This is a genomic window from Variovorax sp. PAMC26660 (assembly GCF_014302995.1).
Taxonomy (GTDB): domain Bacteria; phylum Pseudomonadota; class Gammaproteobacteria; order Burkholderiales; family Burkholderiaceae_C; genus Variovorax.
The window spans coordinates 5,274,609-5,298,762 of record NZ_CP060295.1 but is presented as its reverse complement, the minus strand read 5'-3'; the positions used below and the strand labels follow the sequence as shown (position 1 = coordinate 5,298,762).

Sequence of the window (24,154 nt, the reverse complement as noted above, 5' to 3'; positions counted from 1 at the left end):
AGCAGGATCGCCGGCGTCAATCGGGCTTGATGTCGGCCGTCTTGATGACACGGGCCCAAGTCGCCAGCTCCTGGTCGACAAACTTGCCCAGAGTTGCCGGGTCCATGTAAGTGGCGAAGGCGCCCTGCTCGTCCACCTTCTTGCGGAACGACTCGCTCTCGACGATCTTCTTGATCTCGGCACTCAGCTTGTTGACGATCTCCGGCGGCGTCTTCGCCGGTGCGAACACCGCGAACCACGACTCCACCTCATAGCCCGACAGCCCCGCCTCGGCCGAAGTGGGCACGTTCGGCATCGACGGATGGCGCTTGCTGCCCGTGTAAGCCAGCGCCTTGATGCGCCCGCCCGCGAAGTGCCCGATGACCGAGGGCGGTGTGGTGATGAACATGTCGACGTTGCCCGAGATCAAGTCGTTGATCGCCGGGCCCGAGCCCTTGTAGGGCACGTGCGTCATCGGCTGCTTCGTCTGGCGCGACAGCAGCTCGCCGGCGATGTGCTGGATCGATCCGTTGCCCGACGACGCAAAGAAGAGACCGCCCTCCTTCTTCTTGCCGTACTCGATCAGCTCCTTCATCGAAGTCACGGGCAGCTTGCCGCTGACAGCCACGACGTGCGGCGCGCGCATCACCATCGCGACCGGCACGAAGTCCTTGGTGGGGCTCCACTTGATCTGCGGAAAGAGCGCCGGGTTGCCCACGTGGTAGCCCGAGTACTGCATCAGCAGCGTGTAGCCATCGGGCGCGGCACGTGCCACGAACTCGGTGCCGATGTTGCCGCTGGCGCCGGGCTTGTTGTCGATCACGATGGGCTGACCCAACGCGCGCTGCAATGGCTCGCTGACCAGCCGCGCCATGATGTCGGTGGAGCCCGCAGGCGCGGTCGGCACGATGAAGGTGATCGGCTTCGAGGGCCAGGTGTCAGCGCTCGATGCCGTGGCGGCCAGCGCGAGGCCGATCGCCAGAAGGCGATGGATGGGTTTCATGGTTTGTCTCCGGTGGTTTTTCTTGGCTGTCGTCGAAACCCGGCCCCGTCAGGGCGCGAGTTCCGATATCTCGATGAGATTCAGGTCGGGGTCCCGCACATAGACCGAGCGGATGCGTGAGGTGGCACCGGTTCGCATCACCGGGCCCTCGATGATCGGCACGCCAAAACCTTCAAGGCGCGAGACGACTTCATCGAGCGGCATGCTGGCAATGAAGCACAAGTCCAGCGAGCCCGGTGTCGGCAGTTGCGCCTTGGGCTCGAACTCGTGGCCCTTCACATGCAGGTTGATCTTCTGCTGGCCAAAGCGGAAAGCCTTGCGCCCGGCGCCGAAGCTTTCCAGCGTCATGCCCATCACGTCGACGTAGAAACGGATGCAGGCGTCCTCGTAGGCGGTGGTCAGCACCAGGTGGTCCAGGTGGTCGATCATGCGTGCGATTCCTTGTGTTCCCGCGCGTGGGCGCGAGCGACGATGTCGTTGAAATCCTGTGGCGGTGCATGTCGCGTCAGGCGATGGCCCGACCGCGAAACCTGGCTCGACAACTCGTGCTGCACCAGCGATTCCAGCTCGGCAGCCGCCGCGATCAGTCCGTCGAGGTCCATGCCGGTGTCGTAGCCCATGCACTGCAGCATGTGCACCACGTCCTCTGTCGCTACGTTGCCTGTGGCGCCCGGCGCATAAGGGCAGCCGCCGATGCCGCCCAGCGACATGTCGAGCCGGCGGATGCCCGCTTCGACGGCGGCCACCGTATTCACCAGCCCCATGCCGCGCGTATTGTGGAAGTGAGCCGTCCACGCCAGTGCCGGCCATCGTGCGAGCACCGCCTCGCAGACCGCCTGCACCTGGGTCGGGTGAGCCATGCCGGTCGTGTCGCACAGCGTGATGCCCTCCACCTCCAGCGCGGCAAAACGATCGATCCAGCCGAGCACCGTGGCCAATGGCACCTCGCCCTCCATCGGGCAACCGAACACGCAAGAGAGCGAGACGTTCACCGGCACACGGGCCTGCTTCGCCAGCGCGATGACCCCCGCCAGTTGCGCGAACGACTGCTCGCGCGTCATGCGCAGGTTCGCAAGGTTGTGCGTTTCGCTCACCGACATGACGATGTTGAACTCGTCGATGCGGCTTTCGAGTGCGCGTTCGGCCCCGCGCAGGTTCGGCACCAGCGCGGTGTAGACCACGCCCGGACGGCGGGCGATGCGCTGCATCACCTCCTCGCCATCGCGCAGCGCCGGGATTGCCTTGGCCGAGGTGAACGACGTGACCTCCAGCTTGGCGTAGCCGAGCGCGCTCAACCGGTCGATCAGCGCGATCTTGTCGTCGGTGGGGATGAAGCGGCTTTCCATCTGGAAGCCGTCGCGCGTCGCCACCTCGTTGATGAACAGCCGCGTACCGTTGCCCGTTTTCATGCGGCCTCGCTTTCAGCGCGGCGCGCGGGCCAGCCCGCGCTTTGAAGATCGCCGCTGTGCTCGCCCAGCCGTGGCGCGGCGTGCGCGATGCGGCCGGGCGTGGCGCTGAGCTTGGGCACGATGCCCGGCACCTTGAGCATGGTGCCGTCGGAGCCTCGCGCCTCGACGATCATCTCGCGCGCCAGGTACTGCGGGTCCGTCGCGATGTCGGCGACCGTGTAGATGCGCCCCGCCGGGACGCCAGCGGCATCGAGCACGGCCAGCGCCTCGTCGCGGCTGCGCTGCAAGGTCCAGGCTTCGATGGCTGCGTCGATCTCCTCCACACGCAGCACGCGTCCGTCGTTGTGCACCAGTTGCGGATCGCTCTCCAGATCCGTGCGGCCGATGGCGCGCATCAGCCGGCGAAAGATGCTGTCGCCGTTTCCCGCCACCAGCACGTAGTGGCCGTCGTTACAGCGATAGGCGTTGGTCGGCGCGATGCCGGGCAGCGCGCTGCCGGCGCGCTCGCGCACGGCACCGAAGGCGTCGTACTCGGGCAACAGGCTTTCCATCACATTGAAGACCGACTCGTAGAGCGCCACGTCGATGAACTGCCCTTCGCCGCCATGCACGGTGCGGTGGTGCAGCGCTGTCAGCACACCGATCACGCCATGCAGCGCCGCCAGCGTGTCGCCCAGCGACACGCCCACGCGCACCGGCACTCGCCCCGGCTCGCCGCTGAGGTAGCGCAGCCCGCCCATCGACTCGCCGAGCACGCCGAAGCCCGGCTTGTCGCGGTACGGCCCGGTCTGCCCATAGCCCGAAATGCGCAGCATGATGAGTCGCGGGTTGAGCGCATGCAGTTGCTCCCAGCCCAGGCCCCAGCCTTCGAGCGTGCCCGGTTTGAAGTTCTCGATCAGCACATCGGCTTCGAGCGCCAGCGCGCGCACGGCCTCTTGCCCTTCGGTGCTGCGCAGGTCCAGGCACACCGAGCGCTTGTTGCGCGACTGCACCTCCCACCACACCGAAGTGCCGCCCTGCAGCAGCCGCCACTTGCGCAGCGGATCGCCGACGCCGGCCGGCTCGACCTTGATCACATCGGCGCCGAACTCTGCCAGCGTCTTGCCAGCGAACGGGCCGGCAATGAGCTGGCCCAGCTCCAACACCTTCAGGCCTTCGAGTGCATTCATGTCCGCGTCTGTCTCCAAGTGGGTTGCCCCGACTCTAGGAACAGATCGCGATGGACGGAATTGCTTTGACGGCAGCAGGTCTTCGCGAAACGCGAAGACCTGCTGCACCCCGGCTACTTCTTCTTTGGTGGCGTGAGCCTGGTTGCTGCTGCGGCAGCAGGTGCGTCAGGCGCCTTGACCCAACCACGCAGCAGCACGCCCATGAAGAGCCCCGCCGCGAAGATCACCCAGTACACCCAGGTCGGCATGTTCTCCACGCCGCTGTGCAGGTTCATGCCGAAGGCCGCGCCGATCGCCATCAGCGGAAAGGTCAACGCCGCGATGGTGTTCAGCTTGTGCTGCGCGCGGCTGACTTCCATCGCCGCGCGCGCCTGCGACTCGGCCGCATGCGCGAGCCGGTAGTCGAGCGACATGCGGGTGTCGGCCAGCAGCAGTTCGAGGCCGCGTCCAATTTCCACGGCCCGGTCGCGCAGGTCCGTCACCAATGCATCGCCCGGCGCGGCCTCGCGTGCCGCCTGCAGCGTGGCCTGCAGGTTCAGTGCCGCGCGCGACAGCGGGATCAGCGGCCCGAGGATCTGGAACAGCGCCTCCGAGGTCTCGGCCGCTTCGTGCCGGATCTCGAAGGTGCTCAGCGCCGCGCGATAGCTTTCGAGCAGCTTGCCGAAGGCCTTGTCACCGGGGTTGTTGCCCTTGTGAAGCCAGGTGCCGTCGGGCTTGCGCAGGAACACTGCCGGCTTGCGCTCCGCGCCGGTGCCGGTGGGCGGCTCGTGCAGGATCACCATCAAATGATCCCGCTCGTGGATGACGCGCTGCGCGCCGTAGCTGGAGGTGCCCAGCCGCTGCTGCAGCTCGGGCGGCAGCTCCCAGTCGTAGTCGATTCGTCTTGTCATCGGGAAACCTGCAACTCTTTCCACAAGGTGTCGAACTCGTCGGCGAAGCGGCGCACGAGCGAAGGGTCGTTGCTCAGCACCAGGTTCTCTTCGTTGTAGTCGCTGGCGCTGCGCGTCCAGTTGTAGCTGCCGTTGAGCAGCCGGGCGCCATCGAAGATCGCGAACTTGTGATGCATGTGGGCATCGGTGCGGTCCACCGCCACCGGAATGCTGGCCGCGCGCAATTGGCCGATGTCACTGCCAAGATCGAACTCCTTGTCGTTGTCCGAAATCACGCGCAGCGACACGCCGCGGCGGTGCGCGGCCAGGATCTCGGCGGTGATGCGGTCGTCCGACAGCGTGAACACGCACAGGTCGACCGCGCGCCGCGCCGACCTCAGTTGTTGGTTGATCGCCTGCAGGCAGGCGGTGCCCGGGCTGAAGAAGGCCTGCGAGCGCACCACCACGTGGTCGGGCGAGCGGCCGGTGTCGATCGCGCGCACCACGCCTTCCAGCCACTTGAGCAACGACAGTTGCTCCGGGTCGGCGGTGCGTGCGCGCACCAGGTCGAAGGCGCGGTTGCGCAACTGGCGCAGGCCGTCTTCGGGCGGCGAGGCTTCGCGCAGCGTGTGAACCAGCACGCGGCGCTCGTCGTCGCTCAGGCGTGCGTCGGCCATGGTGGCGTCGAGCTGTGCCAGCAGCTCGGGCAGCGCGGCCTGCGGTTCAGGGGAAGGTACGGCGGCCATGTCAGTGGTCCTTGTCCGGTTTGGGTGTGCGCCTGGGTGGGGCGCGCGAGGCCTGCACCTCGGCGGACAGCCGCTCCATGTCCTGCTTGATCGAGCGATCGAGTTCGAGCCGGCGTTCGGTGGCGGTCACCAACGGCAGGATCAGCTCGCGGTAGGTCACGGCGATCTGCAGCATGGCATCGGCCAGGCGCTGGCTTTCGCTCAGGCCCTCTGGGACGGGCTGGGGTTCGGGCTTGAGCGCATCGACCGCGCGCGCCACGTCGAGCATGCTGCTTGCGATGCGCTGGCTGCCGTCCACGTCGGCGCCACCGAGCTTGCGTTGGCGCACGAACTCGTCGCAGATGACCCTCCAGCGCGCGCCCTCCTCGGCCGTCGGACTACCGAGCAACTGGGCGAGCCGCAGCAAGTTCTCTTCGGCGCCAGTGGTCAGGGTCTGTGCCTCGCCGCGGTAGTGGTCGCGCAGCAGTGCATCGAGTTCGTCGTCGCGCATCAGCGCGGTGATCTTGCCCGCGAGCTTGGTCATGTTGCGGTAGCTGCCCTGCAGCTTGAACTGCGGCGCGACGCGGTAGGCCTCCTGCTGCGCGGCCGACTCGATGTACGCGAGGTTGACCTTGAGCAGCAGGTCGCGTGCCCGGAACAGCCGCTTCAGCAACGCCTTGATTTCTTCGAGCTCGACCGCGCTGTAGGCATGCGACAGCGCGCTGCTCGGCACCTCGTGGCCCTGCGCCATCTTTACCAGCAGTTGCACGTCCTTCGGATCGCGCGAGGCCAGCGGCATCAGCGTCGGGTTGGACGTGAGGCTGTTCTCGATGTACGAAAGCGCGAATGCGGCTTCGCGGCCCGAGAGCACGTCGCCCAGGTTGTAGATGTCGGCGCGGTTGGCCAGCATGTCCGGGATTTTGAACACGTCGCCCGACTCGGTGTACGGATTGCCCGCCATCACGATCGCGAAGCGCTTGCCGCGCATGTCGTAGCTGCGCGGCTCGCCGTTCCACACGCCCTCGATGCGGCGCGTGCCGTCGGCCAGCGCAATGAACTTCTGCAGAAACTCGGGGCTGGTGTGCTGGATGTCGTCGAGGTACAGCATCACGTTGCTGCCCATCGCAAGGCCGAGGTTGAGCTTTTCCAGCTCCTGCCGCGCCGCGCTGTTGGGCGCGTTGGCCGGGTCGATGGCGGTCACGCCATGGCCCAGCGCCGGGCAGTTGATGCGCACGAAGATCAGCCCCAGGCGGTCGGCCACGTACTCCATCAGCGTGGTCTTGCCGTAGCCGGGTGGCGAGATCAGCAGCAGCAGGCCCATGCGGTCGGTGCGGCTGCCCTCGCCGGCCGAGCCGATCTGCTTGGCGAGGTTGTCGCCAATGATCGGCAGGTACAGCTCGTCGATGAGCTGGTTGCGCACGAAGGTCGACAGCGGCTTGGCCTGGAACTGGCCGAGCTTGAGCCGCGCCTTCTCGCGTTCGAGCAACTCATGGCGCAGGCTTTGCAGCGCCTCGTAGCCCGGCACCGCGTGCGTGGTGTGGAACAGGAAGCGACGCCAGAAGTCATTCAGGTTCAACGTCATGCGACCTTCGACCACGCGCACATGTTCGCCGCGCAGCCCCTCGACCGTGCGGTCGAGCGCCACGTTGACGCGAGCGCGCTGCAGCGGCATGGCGAGCACGCTGGCCGCATCGTCCACCCAGTCGACCGATTGCGGGGCCTGGTGGATGGCGTAGGCACGCACCCAATCGCGCGCCAGGCGCCAGCGCTCGGCCGGCGGCGCCGCATCCAGATCGCGCTGCCATGCCTCGCGGCGGCCACCGCGTTCGAGTTCGCGCAGCAGCGCGGCCGCCAGGTCTTCGCCCGCGCCCGACACGGCCCAGGTTTCGCCGCCGTGCGCGCCTGCGAGTTCACGCGACAGGTAAGCCGCGGCCTGGTCGCACAGGGTCGCCACGCGGCCCTGGTGCGCGTCGCGCTCTTCGTCGCTGGCCGTTTCCGAAAGCGGCAGCAGGTCGGGCAACACGTCGCGCGCGAAGTGGTTCAGCGAACGCGCGGTATCTGCTTCCAGCTGTTCCAACGCATCGCGCCGGCCGAACAGGGTCTGCATCTGCATCGCGGCACGGGCACGCCGCAGCAGCGATTCGCGGTGTGCGATCAGGTGGCCGTGCTGCCAATAGAGCAACGCCAACGCGCGTTCGGTCGGCCCCCAGGCCAGCAGGCCGGCCTGGTCCTGCATGGCAACGAGCGCCGCCAGCAGGCGCAGCGCATCGTCATCGTGAATGCCCTTCTGATAGCCCTCTTGATAGCGCGCAGCAGCGAAGCGGCGAACCATCTCCAGCAGCTGCGGATGCAGCGGATCTTCGGCCAGCAGCGTCAGCACCTCGGCCCAGCTGCGCTCGGCCCTGCCGTCGAGCAGTGCTTCCAACAGGCGGCCAGCCAGATATTCGGCGCGCGACAGCTCGGGGGTTTCGGACACCAGCGACTGGTTCCAGTAGCGCTGCAACGGCAGCAGCCGGGGTTCGTTCACCGGGCTCTGGTAGTCGGTGCCGGTGACCTGGTAGGCCATGCCTTCGTCGCGGGCCACCAGTGTCAGGTCGATCGGCTGGCGGTGCACGGTGAAGGCGTGGCGGCCCAGGCGCAGCGTGTCGCCGCCCTCGCTCACCAGTTCGCGCTTGTCGCGCACGGAACGCAGGGCCTGGTCGCGTGCGGTCTTCAGGCGGGTGTCGAGTTCGTCGGCCTGCACGGCGGCGCCCAGCGTGCGCAGGTCGGCGATCAGCGTGTGCAGCTTGCCGATCATCGGATCGGCCGCGAAGTAGCTGTGGACCTGGCTCAGTTCGCCGAGCTGCGCCACGCGGCGCGGAATGCCGTCGAGGATGCGGCCTGCCGCATTGACCACGCCTTGCGCACGGCGCTGCTGGCCTTCGACCAGGCTCTGGCGCCGGGCAGACAGCGCTTCGTACACGGTCTCGCGCTTCTCGGCGATGTCGGCCAGGAAGTCTTCCTGCTCGGCAAAGCGGCCTTCGATTTCTTCCAGTTGCGCCAGCAGGCGCGTGAGCGCGTCATCGCACTTCTCGGGCGTGTCGGCGAATTCCAGCGCGTTTTCGACCGCCTGGCTGAACAGCTTGAACTGGGCGCCGAACTCGGCCCGCGCCTCGGTCGCGCCCAGCGATTTGCGCCGCGCGCGTGCATCGGCACGCATGCGATTGATGTCCGCATAGATCAGCGAGATGCGGTCGAGGATGGACGTGCGGATCACCGCATCGCCGCCCGGCAGGCTGCCGAGTTGCTCGGTCAGCAGGTCGAGGCCGGCGGCCTGCTCGTCGAGCGTCGTGAGCATCTGGCCCAGGGCCGGCGAAGTCGCGAGGTTGGGCAGCTCGAGCGCCAGCTTGTCCAGCGCCTGCCGCTGGCCGTTGAACGCCGTGTCGGCCGCCAGGAACTGCATCGCGCGCTCGCCGATGCGCTGCTGCTCGATCTGGAGCGCAGCGTCCATGGCGGCAATGCGCGGCAGGTCAGCGTAGCGCAGCTCCTTGAGCATCTGCAGCGCGCCACGGCGTTCGCGCAGCCGTGCCAGCGCCTTCACGAAGTCGTCGGGTGCGCGCCAGATCGTGCTGGCAATGTCGACCAGCAACGCATGCTGTTCGTCTTCAGCACGCTGCAGCGCACGCGCGGTCTCGCGGCGGATGGTGTCGACCTTCTCGAACTCGGCCAGTGTGCTGCGCGCCACGTCGGCGATGCTGCGCAGCTCGGCCATGAGGCCGGTGGCTTCGGGCGCATCGAGCCAGAAATAGGCGTCACTGACGCGCGTGCACTGGCGGATCAGGTCTTCGTAAGCGGCACGCGTGGGTGCCTGCTCGCGCACCGCGCGGGCAATGCCCATCAGATCGGACACGCCACGCACCAGCTCGGCATTGCCGATCTTGCCGAAGAAGCCGGTGGCGGCCGGTTGCGCGCTCACGTGCTCTTCGCTGGCAAACGGCGTCTGCCAGAGCTGCATCGGGTGCACGCGCGTCGGCTCGCCGTCGTTGTCGTGGAACACCAGGATGCGGCCGTCCGCAAAGCGCGCGTAGCCGTTGGCGATGATCGGCGTCGCGAGCTTCTTGTCGATCAGGTTGTAGTTGAAGATCGCATAACGCCCCGGTTTCGGGTCGTAGAAGATGTACGCCACGTCTTCGCCGTTGGGCGAGCGCAGCATGCGCTTGAAGCGCAGGTTCTCGACCGTCTCGGCCGGCAGGTCGAAGCGCTTGTGCTCGCCCGACTGCAGGTAGTAGCCGCCAGGAAAAATGATGCCGTGGTCTTCGGGCAACTGCACGCAGGAGCCGCCGATGGCGTCGATGCGCTCGACCTGCTGCGTGCGGATGTTGAACACCAGGTAGCGCGTGACCTGCTCGCGGTAGGGCTTCACGCGCAGCAGGATCAGCATGCCGAGCTTGGCCCAGGCGATCTCGGCGTCGGTGAGCGACTGGCTCTTGTCTTCCACCGGCTCGCTGTAGATGCCCAGGCCGGTCTCGGTGTTGTTCTCGATCTTGACGGTGAGGTCACCGCCCAGCGTTTCGACGAACACCGTGTCGAGCACGTTCACATGCGGATGCTTGCCGCCCACATGGTCTTCGCGCGTGGCAACGGTCCACTCGAAATCGTGGCTCGCCGGCAAGGCGATGTCGCGCTCGCCGCGGTTGTCGATGTAGTGGATGCTGCCGTCGCGCTCGATGGCCCAGCGGAACACGCGCACGTCGTGCAGTTGCTGGCCGATCTGGAAAGACGCGAGCAGCTTGTCCTGCGTGACGCGCAACTGCAGCAGCGTGGCCTGCTTGTAGTAGGCGTACAGCTCGCGAAAGTCGGAGGCGAAGCGCGTATCTTCGAGGAAGGTGCCGGCCAGCAGCACGGGCTGCAGCTCGTCGCTGTCGCCACCTTCGCCGGGAGACACCAGGCGGTACAGGCCGAACACGTCGTCGACCGCCGTTTCCTTGCGCAGGCCGATGAAGACGTTGTAGCCGAACAAAAGCAGGTCGCCAATGCGCACGAGGTCGCGCGCCACGGCGTTGTTCTCGGTGCGCGCGCGAGTGCGCAGGATCAGCGTCTGGTCGGAGCGGCCGAACTCGGCCAGCCGCTGTTCGTTGAGTGCCTGCGTCTTCTTCAGCAAGCCCTCGCCCTGGGTTTCCAGGCGTTTCTTCAGCAGGTCGTAGCTGCCGCTGCCGGACACCAGGGCTTCGGTCTGGTCCGTTGGGGCTTCCGCGCCGGACGGCGCGCCCGTTTCTTCCGTTGGTTGCATAGATCGGCGCGGTCAGTCCGCGCGCAGCAGTGCGAGCAGTTCGTCGCGGTGAGGCTGGGTGTCGAGCCAGGCGCGGATGCGGTCCAGCTCATCGATGCATTCAATGCCGTAGCGGCGGCGCAGCGCGGCAAGCCGCACCTCGCGCACTTCTTCGGTCTGCAGGCGGCGCTGCCAGCCGTCGGACAGCAGCTCGTCGAGCCGGCCGGCCAGGCCGCGGCTGACGATGGCACGCCATTCGCCCGGGTCGAACCACAGGTTCTGGCAGGCCACGCAGCGGTCGATGCGAAAGTCGGGCCCGGCGCTGACGCGCAGGCGCTGCATGAGGCGGTCGCATGCGGGGCAGTGGCGCACGGCCGTGGCGTCGAACACCTCGATCACCTCGTCGTCGACGGCATGCGGCACCCGGCTCGCGTCGGCGGCCTTCCAGGCGCGCCAGTCGTCCATGGCCATCACCATGCCGTTGCAGTCGGCGCAATGCACGCCGAGCAAGGCCTCGGCCAGTGCCACGGGCTGCATGGCCGTGTGCGCGGAACAGCTGCACTTCAGGTTCGGGTTCATCGCGCGCCCCGCTTCAGTTGCGGAAGGTGGAGATCAGGTTCTGCAAGGCGGTCTTCTGGCTTTCGCTGCCGTCGCTGGCGATCTTGCTCATCAGCGAGGCCACGCTGAGGTTCTGGATCTCGCCCGACGAACTGCCGAGTGCGCCGACGATGTCGCGCACGTCCTTCACCACGTCGCGATCGCCCGAAAGCTGGTCCTTGAAGGCGACCTGCAGCGCGTTGCTCTTGGAAATGACACCGTCGATGCCCTTGCCCACGGAGAGCGAGCGCACGAAGCTGTCGAAGTAATCGCCCGAGCCGCCCACGATGTCGATCTTGGCGTTGGACAGCGCCGTGCCCAGCACCTCGGCCTGTTCCTTGGCAATGGAGGTTTGCGCGTCGATGCCCTTCATGGTCTCGATGTGCGACTTTTCCAGGCGCATGCGGAACTCTTCGTGGTCGCGCGTTTCGGGGCTCATCGACTTCATGGCCTCGAACTTTTCATGCAGGCCCTTGGCCTCGGCGTTGAAGCGGGCTTCGATCACCTGTGCGTCGGCCTGGCCGGACTTCAGGGTGGCTTCGGCATCGGCGGTACGCACGTTCACTTCGGCAAGGCCGAGCTTTTCCTTGCCCGAGGCTTCTGCGTCGTACTTGGCGCGCATGCCGGCGGCTTCGGCCTGCGAGCGTGCCTCGATCACCTGTGCATCGGCTTGGCCCGCCTTGAGGATGGCGTCGGCGTCAGCCTGGCGCACATGCACATCGGCCAGACCCATCTTTTCCTTGCCCGAGGCTTCGGCCTCGAAGCTGGCGAGCCGGGCTTGCGCGGTGGCAATTTCGACCTTGGCCGCAGCAAGGCCCGGCGCGGCGGAAATGGCCTCGACGCCTTCGGCTTCGCGCTTCTTCGATTCGGCATCACGCTCGGCCACCTTGAGCTTGGCATCGGCTAGCGTGATCTCTTCGAGTGCCTTGTGGCGCGCGCGCTTTTCCTGCGTTTCGGCCGCCTTGACGTCGATCACCATCTTCTCTTCGGCCTGGCCCTCGGCCATGATCACGACGGACTTCTTGGTGCGCTCGGCCTCGGCCACCACGCGCAGTTCCTTGATGGCTTCTTCCTGCTCGGCCACCGTGCGCTCGACCACGATGCGCTCGCGGATCACGTCGGCAATGGCCTTCTTCTGCACTTCGACGGCCTTGTCCTTCTCGATGCGCTGCAGCGTCACTTCTTTTTCGCGGTCGACGATTTCGAGGTCGCGTGCACGCGTGACCTTTTCTTCCTCGATGGCCACCGCGCGCTTGCGGTTGTTCTCGGCCACTTCCTTTTCGCGCTGCACGTTTTCCTGCTGCACCGACACGGTCTGCTCCGAGAGCAGGCGCGCGGTCTCGGATTTGGTGCGCTCCTCGGACTGGATCTTGGAAGTTTCGGCTTCTTCGCGGGCGCGCACGCTGGCAATTTCGCGGTGCTGGCGCGAGGTGGCATCGGCTTGCTGGCGTTCGAGTTCGAGCAGGGCTTCCTGCGTCTCGACGTTCTTCTTCTTGATCTGCATTTCCTCGTTGCGGCGCAGCTCGTTGGTGCGCACATGCTCGACCGCCGTCAACTCGGTGATCTTCTTGATGCCCTGCGCATCGAGGATGTTGTTGGCGTCCAGCTCGGACAGCGGCGTTTGCTCCAGGTAGTCGATGGCGGCGTCTTCGAGCACGTAGCCCGACAGGTCGTTGCCGATCTGGCTGATGATCTGGTCGCGAAAGCCGTCGCGCGCCTGGTAGAGATCGACGAAGTCCATCGACTTGCCGACCGTCTTCAGCGCTTCGGAGAATTTGGCCGAGAACAGCTCTTCGAGCGTCTCGTGGTTGGAGGCGCGCGCGCAGCCGATGCCCTGTGCCACCTTGAGCACGTCGTCGGCCGTCTTGTTGACGCGCACGAAGAACTTCACCTTGATGTCGGCGCGGATGTTGTCGCGGCAGATGAGGCCTTCATTGCCGGAGCGGTCGATCTCGATGGTCTTGACGGAGATGTCCATCAGTTCGGCCTTGTGGATGATCGGGTAGACCATCCGTCCGGTGAAGGTCACCTCGGGCTCGGCGCGCAGCGTGTTCACGATGAGTGCGTGGCCCTGTTCGATCTTGCGATAGAACTTGGCGAACATCGCGAACAGGCCGAGCAGGACAACGGCCAGTATGACGACGGCAAAGAGGATGGGCTCCATTTTTTCTCCAGAGATGCTTTGAGAGCGAAAGAACAGTTGATGGGAGGATGTGGCGCGGTCAGACGGTGTCGTCGTGAGGCGCGATCAGGTAGCGTGCAGCCACCTCGTCGTATTCGATGATCAGCGCTTGCGAGCCGCGCTTGAGCGTGTTGGGCACGGGGGCCCAGACGCGAATGTTCAGGCTGGCGCCGCGGCGGGCCACTTCGGCACGGCCGTCCTTTTCGTTCACCGCGCCTGTGACGACACGGCACAACTGGCCGACCAGCGCGGCGTTGGTCACGGCCGTGTGGCTCACGAACAAGCCGTGCAGCGGACGGATGGCCACGGCGGTGACGGGAATGGCGATGACGGCGCTGGCCACCAGCAGCACGGTGCCGGCCAGCAGCTTGAGCGGCATCGTCGGCACCAGCGGCAACAGCCATTCGCCACCGAGGCAGCACACCGTCCACGACACCAGCACCAGCAGACTCACGGCCACCGAGAACGGCACGCCGTTCAGACCGAAGGCGACCACGTAGCTGGCGATGTGGCCGATGTCGTGGCTGTCGGTGTCGGCGTGCGCGTGGACCGTGGGCGCATCGACGTGCACATGCGGCGCCTCGACATGCAGGTCGATACCGGAATGCCCGATATCGATCATGCCAAGCACCGCAAGCGCCCAGTAGATCACCACGACGCCAAGCAGTACCGTGTAGATCGCGGTGGGGTAACCCGTTACCGCTCCGATGAAATCGCCCATTGATCCTCCCGCGTGCGGGTTGTTGTTCGTTGTTCTATTTGCGGCCCGGCTTCCCTGTGCCGGCGCCCTTCTTTCCACTGGCAAATGCAATCAGGTCGCGCGTGGCCCTCTCCTTGATGGCCAGGCGGTCGTCCGGCGCGAGCCCGTATCGCGCCGCCAGAAACTCGTAGTCTGCCGCATTGAGCGACACGGTCAGCCGCGGCCGCTTGGGTTTCGATGTGGTCGCCAGGCCGAGCACCTGCCGGATCTGGTCGGAGGTGGACACGTGCTGCGCGAAAGCAGCCGTGCGCACCGCCTCCAGCACGGCCTCTTCCACGTCGAACGCAACCTGGACCGCGCGTATCGCTTCGTCCGAGCCTTGCCAGCGAACCGGCTTGACCCGCACGGTCATTGCGCCTCGGGGGCGGCCGGCTTGGCCTGGCGGGCCCGGATGCGTTCCATCACCTTGCCGGCACGGTCGACTTCGCTGCCGATGCCCGCAGCCGCCAGCTTCTTTTCGAGCGCACTGTGGCCGAGTTCGTTTTCGAGCGACTGGCTCGCCGTCATGCGGTCGGCCAGGTCTTCGTGGCGCGCGCGAATGCGCTCCAGCGACTCGCGCGCATTGGCGAGGCGCGAACCGCCGCTGCCGATGTTCTCGGAGATCGACTGCGTGGCGCGGTAGACGCTCTCGGTGGTCTTGGCAATGCCGATCTCGCGCTCGTGCTCGCGGATGCGCGCCTCGGCCGACTTGATCAGCTCCTTGAGCCTGGACACCTGCAGCGAATAGGACGCGTGCGCCTTGGCCTGCTCTTCAAGCTCCTGCTCAAGTGCACCGACCTTGGCCGCCACGTCGAGCGCCAGGCCTTCCTGCGTCTTGTTGAGTGCTTCGAGCGCAAGCCCTTCGTAGCGCGTGGCTTCGTTCTTCAGGCGCTCGATCTCGCGGGCCGATTGCATCTCCTTGGCCATCACGCCCGTGAGGTCGCCCTTGGCCTTCTCGATGCTGTGCTTGGCATCGATGATTTCCTGTTCGTAGATGCGCGTGGCGTTGCTGTCGACCACGCTTTCGCCGATTTCGCGCGCGCTGCCGCGCAGCAAGGTGACCAGCTTCTTGATGACTGTCATGGTGATCTTCTCCGCTTAGTTCAGGAATTCAGACAAGGCGTCCAGGGCATCGAGCGCGTTGTCACTGAGCACGGCCACTTCGCGTGCGATGTCTTCGACGCTCGCATCGCGCCCCAGCGCGCCGGTGAGCACGTAGCGGCCATCGACACGGCCGAAGGACGAGAGCGGCACCGAAGGGTTCAGGTCGAGCAGCGATTCGAGCAGCTCGGTGCGGCGCGCGGGCTTGACTTCTTCCTCGGTCCAGAGGTAGCAGATGCAGATGATCTGCATGTCCGAACTGGTGATGAAGATCGGCAGCTCGTCGCGCCCCTCGATGCTCACCTGGACCACGGGCGTGCTGCCCGGAATGGGCTGCAACTGCACGGGCAGGCCTCCCATCGCGGCGCCGGCCAGCGTGTCCAGTCCCTTGAGTTGATCGAGCAGTGATTGCATACCTCTCCTTGTGGTTGAGTACCGATGGAAGCGGGCGGGCTTCGATGGGTTCACTGTAGGCGCTCCGACATAACATGTCAAACGAGTTATTTGGTTCACGTCATGACTTAGGGCACTTGCACGCTCTCTAGAATCCGCCGATGGCAAGCCCCATCAATCCGGCCCGCGTCGACTTCGTCACATTGCGCCTCTTCTGCGCCGTCGCTCAATCCGGCAGCATCACCAAGGGCGCGGAGGCCTGTCACCTCGCGTTGTCGGCGGCGAGCCGGCGGCTTTCCGACTTCGAGGCGGCGACGGGATCGAAGCTGCTCGAGCGCAGTTCACAAGGCATCGCGCTCACGCCTGCAGGCCACGTGGCCATGCAGCATGCGATGCGGCTGTTCCAGGGCTTCGAGCAGTTCAGCAACGAGCTCAACGACTACTCGAGCGGCGTGCGCGGGCACGTCCGGCTGTGGGCCAACATGTCGGCGCTGACGGAGTTTCTGCCCTCGACGCTTGCCGCCTTTTTAGGCCAGCATCCCGACATTCGTGTCGAGGTCGAGGAGCAACTGAGCGGCGACATCGTGCGCGCGCTGGTCGATGGCCTGGCCGACGTCGGCGTGTTCGCCGAGAACACGCCCGCCTACGGCCTCGACGTGGCGCCCTTCCAGACCGACGAACTCGTGGTGCTGTGCGCCAGACAACATCCGCTGGCCCGCACACGCGCAAGGCAGGTCGATTTCAAGACTTGCCTGGCGCATGAATTCGTTGGCTTGAACCGCAGCAGCTCACTGCTGGAACTCACATCGCGCGCCGCCGAGCAAGCTGGCATTCCGATGCGCCTGCGCGTGCAGGTGCGCAGCTTCGATGCGATGTGCCACATGATCGCCGCCAACCTCGGCATCGGCGTGGTACCGCTGGCAGCATGCAAGGCGCAGGTCACGGCACTGGACCTGAAGGTGGTGCGGCTCAAGGAAGCGTGGGCCACACGGCGGCTGCTGATGGCGACGAAGACTGGGGCAAGACTCGCCCCAGCGGCGAAACTACTGGCTCAGCATCTTCTGCAACAGGCCGGAACATGACAGTGCCAGAACTACTTTTGCCGCTCGGCACGTGCGTCCTCCTGCTGGTGACCAACGTTTACATGGCGCGACGCATTCGTGCGATCGACGAAATTCCGCTCCGCAAGAACCTGCTGCTCGTGATGGTCTGGATCCTTCCTTTCATGGGCGCATTCATGGCATGGACCCACCTGCCCAGGCAGCCCCGCGCACCGAGCGCCGTTGCAGGACCACGGCCCGACGGCTTTTCGACCGAGGAGGCACTGGGGGAGCTCGTGCTCGACGAGGCGCATTCATTTCCGCTGATCACCCATATATGCATCTGCAACGGACTCCCCCTGCTCGATTGGCGGGCGCTGCATACATGGGCTGGCTCGATGAACGATGCACATCGCCAGCGCTTCGCCATCGAACAGGGACAACGCACGTGGCTGCTTCATCTCAGGGACGCACTGGGACCTCACTTCCACCTGTACGAATCGGAGGGAACTTGTGTGCTGTCATCGCTGGAAGACTCCGTCGTGGTGGCGACAGCCGCGTACGTGGCGTCCACTCGCAAGCGAATCCGGCATGTTCTCGCCGGCGTCGCGCATTTCGAGGAACACCACAAGAGCATCCTGCTGGTCATCGACGATGAAGAGACGTACTACGGCTGCGTGTCGAACTACTACCCCGAGGGAGGCGAATTTGCCCTCAGCGGCGGTATGTTCATCGATGCGGGTTGCGCCCATTTTCTTGTCAAGCGGGCCGACCTCTCGGCCATTGAACCCGTCATTGCGCACGAGATGACGCACAACGCCCTCGCCCATCTGAAGCTGCCGAGATGGCTTGACGAAGGGCTGGCCGTCAACACCGAAAGAAGGCTCACCGGTGCACTCCCCTCGCTCGTCACGCCGCAGGAATTGCGACGCATGCATCTGAAGTTTTGGGGCGAAACGGAAATTCAGGAATTCTGGTGTGGCCAGTCATTCTTCAGGACGGACGACGGCAACCTTCTGTCCTACGAACTCGCGCGCATCCTCGTTGAGCAGATGGGGCGAGACTGGGAACTGTTCGCGCGCTTCGCATCGAATGCGAAGCGCGCTGACGGCGGCGCCGAAGCGGCCCGGGACATTTTCGGCACAGACCTTGGCGCCTACGCCTGCGCCCTGCTCGAACGGGAGCCCGACCCTCGTTGGTCGCCCAACCCGGCCGCCTGGGTCACACACGAACCGGAAGCCAGCCCCACCTGATTGCGCATCGTTTCAGGCGACCCTCACCCCCCGCCACGCACCCGCCCCAGCCCCAGCTTCTCCATCGCCTCGTGCGCCTCCACCACCATCAACGCCACCTCCGCCACGCTGACCCGCAAGGTCGTCGCACGCGCACGCATGTGCTCGTAGGCCTTGGCTTCCGTCAGCGCCTGCGTTTCGGCCAGCATCCGGATGGCCTTCTCGATCTGCCGGCGTGACTTGATCGTGTCTTCCAGCTTGCTGACCTTGCTCTGCAGACGCTCCTGATATCCGCGCGACGAGCGCGCCAGCACCAGCGTGCTCAGCACTCCCGACGAGCGGAACGGCCGTGTGATCACGCCATGCGCGCTGGTGTCGAGCAACAACTTCAGGGTGGTCGGGTTCTCGTAGTCGGACAGCGCAATCAGCGTCGCTTCCACCGCGCTGGCACACCAGTTGGTGCTGTCCTGCAGCTCCTGGGAGACCTGGAAGAAGATCACGTCGCACCCCGTGGGAGGCGCGGACGGAAAGGGCCAGATGATCTTGAGCCGGCAGCCGATCCGCTTGAGCTGGTCGAGAAGAATGTCGCGGTCTTCGCCCGGTGGATACACCACCGCGACGCAGACGCTGCGCAGGTCATCGTAGAGGCGACGCAAGCTACTCATGGCATCAGCTCAGCCAGAACTCGGAAAAGCCGAAGGTCGACAGGTAAGGGTCGGGCTTGACCGGTCCTGCGCCTTCCCACAGCAGATCGAACTGCCCGTCGCTGCGGCACACGCCGATGCGGGGCGTCAAAAAGCTGTGGTTGTTCTCTGCGTCGATCGACAGCGGTCCCTCGGGCGACTCGAAGCGCACCGTGCGCACGGCGTTGACAAGCTTGCGTGTATCGAGGCTGCCGCTGCGCTCCAGCGCCCGCGCGAACAAGTGGACCTGGCTGTAGGCCGCCTCGGACCACATGCTGGTGGGCCGATCACCGAAACGCTTGTGCCACAACGCGATGAAGCGATCGTTGCTCTCGTTCTTCAGCGAACTGAAGTACGTGGCCGAGGTGATGTGTCCGGCGCAGGCCTCCACACCGGTCATGCGGACTTCTTCCTCCACCATCGACAGGCTGGCGATCGGCATGCGCTGCGGATCGAGCCCATGCTCGCGATAGATCTGGTACAGGCGCCGGGCCGACTGGCCGACGATGGTGCAGAAGATGACGTCCGGCTGCGCATCGGCGATGTCACGCATGACATCCTGCAACTGCGCCTCGGTGGCTTCCAGCGGCACGTAGACCTCGTCGAGAATCTCGCCGCCGTGCTGCTCGACCATTTCGCGCATCACGCGGTTGGACTCGCGCGGAAAGATGTAGTCGGCGCCGATCAGGAAGAAGCGGCGCCCCCTGTTCTTGAGCAGGTAGGCCGCGAGCTGCACGCTGTTCTGGTTGGGCACGGCACCGGTATAGATGACGTTCGACGAATACTCGAACCCCTCATAGAACGAGCAATACCAAAGCAGCGCGTTGTTGCGTTCGATCACCGGCAGCACGGCCTTGCGGCTCGACGAGCGTGAGCAGCCGAAGATCACGTTGACTTCGTCCTCCAGCAGCAGCCGGGTCGCAAGCCGACGGTATTCGTCGGCATCGCCCTTGGGGTCGTAGGCGACCGGCAGCAACGGCCGGTCGAGCACGCCACCCAGTCCGTTGATCTCCTCGATGGCCAGCGCCGTCCCGAAAAAATGCTCCGACTCGGTCACGCCGGTTGCGCCCGAACGCGAATGCAGCACGCCGATGCGCCAGCCATCGTCGGCAGGGGCGGGTTTCTCAGTCTTCATCGGCTTTCTCCATCATCATCATTCAAACAAAGGGGCGGATACAACACCCCCTCGAATTGCGAGCAGGATCCGTGCCTTCGCGCCGGGTCACACCCGAAGATGCTCGAACACGGCCCCAGTGGCGCCACCGGCCTTCGCATCGCCTTCATCGACCAGTTCGCCTTGTTTCAACACCACGTAGCGATCAGCGACTTCGAGCGCAAACGGCACGTTCTGCTCGACGATCAGCATCGTGGTGCCCCGCCGGGCCCGCTCTTCCAGCAGCGCGCGGGCCAGACGGTCGATGACCGAGGGTTGGAGCCCTTCGGTGATCTCGTCGAGCAGGATCACCGAGGGGCGCATCATCAGCGCCCGCGCCAGCAGCAGCATCTTCTGCTCGCCGCCCGAGAGCGTACCGGCGTCTTGCCGCAGGCGGGTCTTGAAGACCGGAAACAGCGGATCGATGTCGGCAAAGCGTTCGTCGAAGGTGGATTCCTTCTCCAGCCCCAGCCGCAGGTTGTCGCGAATGCTCAGGTCAGCAAACAGCGCATGCTCCTGCGCCGCATAGGCGATGCCCTGGCGGGCGATGCGGTGCGGCGGCTGCCGGGTGATGTCTTGCCCCTTCAGGTGGACATGGCCGCTTTTCTTGGGCAGGTAGCCCATCACGGTCTTCAGCAAGGTGCTCTTGCCCATGCCGTTTTTTCCCAACAGCGCCACGGCCTCGCCGGCCGCGATGTCCAGCGACAGGCCGCGCAACACCACGGAAGCGCCATAGCCGCTGGTCAGGCGCTCCAGCTTCAGCGCCGGCGTGCTCAAGCGGCCTCCTGCGGTGCGTGGGCACTGCCCGCGTAGATGGTCTTCACCAACGGCGAATTCACCACCTCCTCGAAGCTGCCCTGCATCACGATGGTTCCCTGGTGCAGCACCACGATGCGCGTGGCGATCTGCTCGACAAAATCGAGATCGTGCTCGACCAGCAGGCAGCACAGCCCGTGGCGGTGCGCGAGCGACGACAGCACCTCGCCGATCTGCGAGCGCTCGGTCTTGGTCAGCCCCGCGGTGGGCTCGTCGAGCAGCACGATGCGCGGCTCCAGCGCCAGCACCATCGCCAGTTCGAGCGCCTGTTGTTCCCCATGCGAAAGATCGCGCGCAACGGTGGACAGCTTGGCGTCGAGCCCGGTGGCGCGCACCACGTCGAGCGCGTAGACCGGCAGGCGCAGCGTGGCGTCCTGCCGCAGCAGCGAGGGCCGCTCGAGCAGCGTGCCCGCGATGCGCAGGCATTGCGCCACCGTCAGCGACTCGAAGATGTTGGCGTTCTGGAACTTGCGGCCCAGCCCGAAGCGCACGCAGGCTTCGGGCGGCAACGCGCGGATGTCATGGCCACACAGCACCACGGTGCCGGCACTGCGCTCGGCGCCGTCGCTCATGCAGCGCATCAGCGTGGTCTTGCCTGCCCCGTTCGGCCCGATCAGCCCGACCAGCTCGCCGGCATCGGCCTCCAGGTCGATGCCTTCCAGCACCTTGAGCGCACCGTAGTGCTTTGCCACCTGTTGCATCTGCAGGGTCGGTGCCGACGTCTGCACGGCCACGTTCCTCGCCTGGCGCTCCTGGAGCACGGGCTCGCGCGCGGCGATGCGGCCCAGCCCGAACGGCTTGAGCAACAGCGGCACCAGTCCCTGCGGCAAGAGCACGATCACCAGCACGAAGGCCACGCCGACAATCAGTTGCCATGCGAAAGGCATGTAGCCGCTCAGATAGGCCGTGGCCACGTTGATCAGCACCGCGCCGATCAGCGGCCCCCAGAGCGTGCCGCGCCCGCCGAGCGCGACCCAGATGATCAGCTCGGTGCCCAGCGCGAACCCCGTGAGTTCCGGCGCCACCACGCCACTGAAGGCGCCGTAGCCGAAGCCCGCGATGCCGGCAACCACCGCCACGACGGTCAGCAGCAAGATCTTGACCATGGCCGTCGGAATGCCGAGGTAGGTGCAGCGCGATTCGTTGTCGCGAATGGCAGCCAGCACCCGGCCGGCGTCGCTACGCACCAGCAACCAGCCCAGCACGCCGAACACGGCCAGCATGCCGCCCGCCACCCAGTACCAGGCCTCGATCGAAAGATCGAAGCTCTCGTAGCCGGTCAGGCCCGAGCTGGAGCCTGTCCATTGGCCGCCCGACAGCAGCAGTTGCGTCAGCACGATCGGCAAAACCAGCGAGATGACCGTCGCGAAGAACGGCGAAGCCCCTCGATAGAACGACAACCACCCCACCAGCGCCCCGACCGCCGCACTGACAACGACGGCCGCGCCCAGCGCCAGCACCGCCGTCGATGCGCTGAAGCCGCCGTGCGTGAACACCAGCCCTGCCGCATACGCACCGATGCCGAAGAAGGCCGACTGGCCGAAGCTCAGGTAGCCCGTATAGCCCCAGAGCAGGTCGACGGTAATCGCCGCAATGGCGAAGAAAAAAGCCTTGATGAGGATGTTGAGCAGGTAGGTGTCGAACACCCACGGCCCGGCCACGATCAGCGCCAGGCCGATGCCGCCCAACACCGTCAGCCCGCGGCCCGAGCGCAGCGTGGCGCGCAACGAAGGCGCCGTGGAAGCCATTGCAATGCTCTCAGCCACGCGCGAACCCCTTCGGGCGAATGCGCAGCGTGACCGCTGCAAGCACCGCGATGGTCAGCCCGCCGAGCACCGGGTTCGCATAGGTGCTGACCAGCACCTGGCAGGCGCCGAACACCACGCAAGTCAGCAGAAGGCTGGGCATCGAATGGCCCGAGACCATGACCAGCATGAAGGCGCTCACCAGCCAAGGCAGCCCCATGTTGGGATCGACGCTCGACAGCGGCGTGATCATGGTGCCGGCCAGCGTGCCCAGCCCGGCGCCCAGGCTGAAGGTGACGAAGCGCACGCGGCCCGCATGAATGCCCAGCCCGCTCGCCAGTTCCTCGTTCATGATCACCGCGCGCGTGCGAATGCCGAAGCGCGTGCCGTTCAGCAGGCCCGCCAGCAGCAGGCACATGGCAATGGCAATCGGCACCAGCAGCAGGCGATAGGCCGAATACTCCACGCCGCCGACAGACCACGTGCCCGCCAGCGGCGCGTCGACAAACTGCACCTCACGCCCGAACGCCATCACGATCAGTTGCCCGATGACGATGCCCAGCCCCCAGGTGGCAAGGATCGCGTCGAGCGGCCGCTTGTAGAGCGGCTTGACGATCAGCCACTCCACCAGCATGCCGGCCACCACGCCGACCACCAGCGCCAGCGGCCAGCTCAGCCACGGATCGAGCTTGAGCTGGGTCACCACATAGCTCGCGTAGCCGCCGAGCGTGAGCAGCGCGCCATGCGCGAAATTGACGATCTTCATGACCCCGAAAATCATCATCAGCCCGGCGGTGACGATGAAGAGCATCGCCGCGGTCGTGAGCAAATCCAGCAACAGCACCATGTGAAAGCCCTTGAGAAACCGTTGGCCTAGACGTTATTTCAGGTTCGGGCATTGCGCGCCGGGATCGACGCTCGCGAAGGTCTCCAGGATCTTGATCGATCCGTCCGCCTGCACCTGGCCCAGGCGCATCGACAGCGGCGTGTGGCGGCTCTTGTTCATCGACACCGGACCGCGCGGGCCGGTGAACGACACCTCGCCCAGCGCCTTGACCACCTGGGCCGCATCGACCGAGCCGGCCTTTTCAACCGCCGCCTTGTAGAGAAAGAAGGCCTCGTACTGCGGCTCCGACAGCTCGTTGGGTGTCTTCAGGTCGCCGCCGAACTTCTTCTTCATCGCGTCGAGAAACTTCTTGTTCTCGGGGATGTCGATGCCCGTCAGGTACGAAGCCGACATGTACATGCCGCTGGCCACGTCGCCCATGGTCTTCGCGGTGCCCTCGTCGATCGCGAGGTTGCCGTAGGGCAGCGTGAGGCCCGCGCCCTTGAGCTGCTTGGCCAGCGACACATTGGGCGCACCGCCTGCGGTGGCGCTGATGAGCGCGTCGGGCTTGGCGGCGCGCAGCTTCGAAATCACGGAGGTCCAGTCGCTGCCGTCGATCGGCAGGTACTCCTCGCCCACCACCTTGCCGCCCTTCTGCTCGATGTACTTGCGGGTGAAGTCGAGCATGCCGCGGCCGAAAGCGTAGTCGTTGCCGACCAGGAAGAAGGTCTTCGCGTTCTTGCTCTTGAGGAAATAGTCGACCACCGGCGCCACCTGCTGCTCGGGCACCCAGCCGTTCACGTACATCCAGTTGTTGCACGAGCGCCCTTCGTAGAACGAGGTGTAGATGTAAGGCACCTTGCCTTTGCTTACCACCGGCAGCGCTGCATTGCGCGCGGCGCTGTTTTCCATCGCGATGATGGCAGCCACCTTCTTCTGGAACACCAGCGTGTCGAAGGCTTTTTGCGCGCCGACGGCGCCGGAGGCGTCGTCCACGATCTCCAGCTCGACCTTGCGCCCGAGGATGCCGCCAGCCGCATTGATCTCGTCGACCGCAAGCTGGGAAGACTGCACCGCAGCGGGCGCCACGACGCTGTTGGCGCCCGACAGGCCGACCGCGACGCCGATGCGAAGTGGATCGGCAGCTTGGGCGTTGGCGCCCAGCAGGGCTGCGGCCGTCAGGGCGCCAAGGCGCAGGAGGGATGTGATCTTCATGTTCAAGGTCCTCTCGAGGTTCGATGGAAA

General features: G+C 65.7%; 21 protein-coding genes. 2 read left to right on the top strand and 19 right to left on the bottom strand.

Going from position 1 to position 24,154, the window contains the following annotated elements; all coding sequences use genetic code 11:
• Positions 1–16: 16 nt before the first annotated feature.
• The 13 genes from H7F35_RS24985 to H7F35_RS24925 form a co-directional block, all read right to left on the bottom strand.
• On the bottom strand, positions 17–982 hold the full coding sequence (locus H7F35_RS24985; protein WP_187109248.1) for a Bug family tripartite tricarboxylate transporter substrate binding protein: 966 nt from the start codon (positions 980–982) through the stop codon (positions 17–19).
• Between the two features lie 48 nt (positions 983–1,030).
• Entirely contained in the window at positions 1,031–1,411 is a 381-nt protein-coding gene (locus tag H7F35_RS24980) for a VOC family protein (protein WP_187109247.1), read from the bottom strand.
• Positions 1,408–2,391: a hydroxymethylglutaryl-CoA lyase gene (locus H7F35_RS24975; RefSeq protein WP_187109246.1), complete on the bottom strand. Its 984-nt coding sequence runs from the start codon at positions 2,389–2,391 to the stop codon at positions 1,408–1,410. The genes H7F35_RS24980 and H7F35_RS24975 overlap by 4 nt, the downstream gene beginning before the upstream one ends.
• Positions 2,388–3,560 carry a CaiB/BaiF CoA transferase family protein gene (locus H7F35_RS24970; RefSeq protein ID WP_187109245.1) on the bottom strand — a complete coding sequence of 391 codons (1,173 nt, stop codon included), beginning with the start codon at positions 3,558–3,560 and terminating at the stop codon, positions 2,388–2,390. The genes H7F35_RS24975 and H7F35_RS24970 overlap by 4 nt, the downstream gene beginning before the upstream one ends.
• Positions 3,561–3,673: 113 nt before the next feature.
• Positions 3,674–4,450: a hypothetical protein gene (locus H7F35_RS24965; protein ID WP_187109244.1), complete on the bottom strand. Its 777-nt coding sequence runs from the start codon at positions 4,448–4,450 to the stop codon at positions 3,674–3,676.
• Positions 4,447–5,175, bottom strand: coding sequence for a phospholipase D-like domain-containing protein (locus H7F35_RS24960; protein WP_187109243.1), 729 nt, complete (start codon positions 5,173–5,175; stop codon positions 4,447–4,449). The genes H7F35_RS24965 and H7F35_RS24960 overlap by 4 nt, the downstream gene beginning before the upstream one ends.
• Before the next feature lies 1 nt (position 5,176).
• The gene (locus tag H7F35_RS24955; protein ID WP_187109242.1) at positions 5,177–10,423 is read right to left on the bottom strand and encodes a DNA repair ATPase; all 5,247 of its coding nucleotides are present in this window, start codon (positions 10,421–10,423) and stop codon (positions 5,177–5,179) included.
• 12 nt (positions 10,424–10,435) lie between these two features.
• Positions 10,436–10,981, bottom strand: a complete 546-nt coding sequence (locus H7F35_RS24950) for a zf-TFIIB domain-containing protein (protein WP_187109241.1) — start codon at positions 10,979–10,981, stop codon at positions 10,436–10,438.
• A gap of 13 nt (positions 10,982–10,994) precedes the next feature.
• Entirely contained in the window at positions 10,995–13,163 is a 2,169-nt protein-coding gene (locus tag H7F35_RS24945; RefSeq protein WP_187109240.1) for a hypothetical protein, read from the bottom strand.
• A 58-nt stretch (positions 13,164–13,221) separates the two neighbouring features.
• Positions 13,222–13,902 (bottom strand): ubiquinone biosynthesis protein, encoded by a 681-nt coding sequence (locus tag H7F35_RS24940; protein ID WP_187109239.1) that lies wholly within the window; start codon positions 13,900–13,902, stop codon positions 13,222–13,224.
• A gap of 34 nt (positions 13,903–13,936) precedes the next feature.
• Positions 13,937–14,293: a hypothetical protein gene (locus H7F35_RS24935; RefSeq protein WP_187109238.1), complete on the bottom strand. Its 357-nt coding sequence runs from the start codon at positions 14,291–14,293 to the stop codon at positions 13,937–13,939.
• The gene (locus H7F35_RS24930) at positions 14,290–15,003 is read right to left on the bottom strand and encodes a PspA/IM30 family protein (RefSeq protein WP_187109237.1); all 714 of its coding nucleotides are present in this window, start codon (positions 15,001–15,003) and stop codon (positions 14,290–14,292) included. Before H7F35_RS24930 ends, H7F35_RS24935 begins: the two co-directional genes overlap by 4 nt.
• Before the next feature lie 15 nt (positions 15,004–15,018).
• Positions 15,019–15,435, bottom strand: a complete 417-nt coding sequence (locus tag H7F35_RS24925) for a YjfI family protein (RefSeq protein WP_187109236.1) — start codon at positions 15,433–15,435, stop codon at positions 15,019–15,021.
• 140 nt (positions 15,436–15,575) lie between these two features.
• Here H7F35_RS24925 and H7F35_RS24920 point away from each other — a divergent pair, with 140 nt between their 5' ends.
• Positions 15,576–16,496, top strand: a complete 921-nt coding sequence (locus H7F35_RS24920; RefSeq protein WP_187109235.1) for a LysR family transcriptional regulator — start codon at positions 15,576–15,578, stop codon at positions 16,494–16,496.
• Positions 16,493–17,707 carry a hypothetical protein gene (locus tag H7F35_RS24915; RefSeq protein ID WP_187109234.1) on the top strand — a complete coding sequence of 405 codons (1,215 nt, stop codon included), beginning with the start codon at positions 16,493–16,495 and terminating at the stop codon, positions 17,705–17,707. The genes H7F35_RS24920 and H7F35_RS24915 overlap by 4 nt, the downstream gene beginning before the upstream one ends.
• Positions 17,708–17,730: 23 nt before the next feature.
• Here H7F35_RS24915 and H7F35_RS24910 read toward each other — a convergent pair whose 3' ends face one another.
• From H7F35_RS24910 to H7F35_RS24885, 6 genes are all read right to left on the bottom strand, one after another.
• Positions 17,731–18,351 carry an ANTAR domain-containing response regulator gene (locus H7F35_RS24910; RefSeq protein WP_187109233.1) on the bottom strand — a complete coding sequence of 207 codons (621 nt, stop codon included), beginning with the start codon at positions 18,349–18,351 and terminating at the stop codon, positions 17,731–17,733.
• A gap of 4 nt (positions 18,352–18,355) precedes the next feature.
• A complete protein-coding gene (locus H7F35_RS24905) occupies positions 18,356–19,504 on the bottom strand; it encodes a transporter substrate-binding domain-containing protein (protein WP_187109232.1) in 1,149 nt (382 codons plus the stop codon).
• An 87-nt stretch (positions 19,505–19,591) separates the two neighbouring features.
• Positions 19,592–20,299, bottom strand: coding sequence for an ABC transporter ATP-binding protein (locus tag H7F35_RS24900; protein WP_187109231.1), 708 nt, complete (start codon positions 20,297–20,299; stop codon positions 19,592–19,594).
• Complete coding sequence (locus H7F35_RS24895; protein ID WP_187109230.1) at positions 20,296–22,086, bottom strand: ABC transporter permease subunit; 1,791 nt, start codon at positions 22,084–22,086, stop codon at positions 20,296–20,298. Before H7F35_RS24895 ends, H7F35_RS24900 begins: the two co-directional genes overlap by 4 nt.
• Positions 22,087–22,096: 10 nt before the next feature.
• Positions 22,097–22,930: a branched-chain amino acid ABC transporter permease gene (locus tag H7F35_RS24890; protein ID WP_187109229.1), complete on the bottom strand. Its 834-nt coding sequence runs from the start codon at positions 22,928–22,930 to the stop codon at positions 22,097–22,099.
• A 33-nt stretch (positions 22,931–22,963) separates the two neighbouring features.
• On the bottom strand, positions 22,964–24,124 hold the full coding sequence (locus tag H7F35_RS24885) for a substrate-binding protein (protein ID WP_187109228.1): 1,161 nt from the start codon (positions 24,122–24,124) through the stop codon (positions 22,964–22,966).
• Positions 24,125–24,154 lie beyond the last annotated feature (30 nt).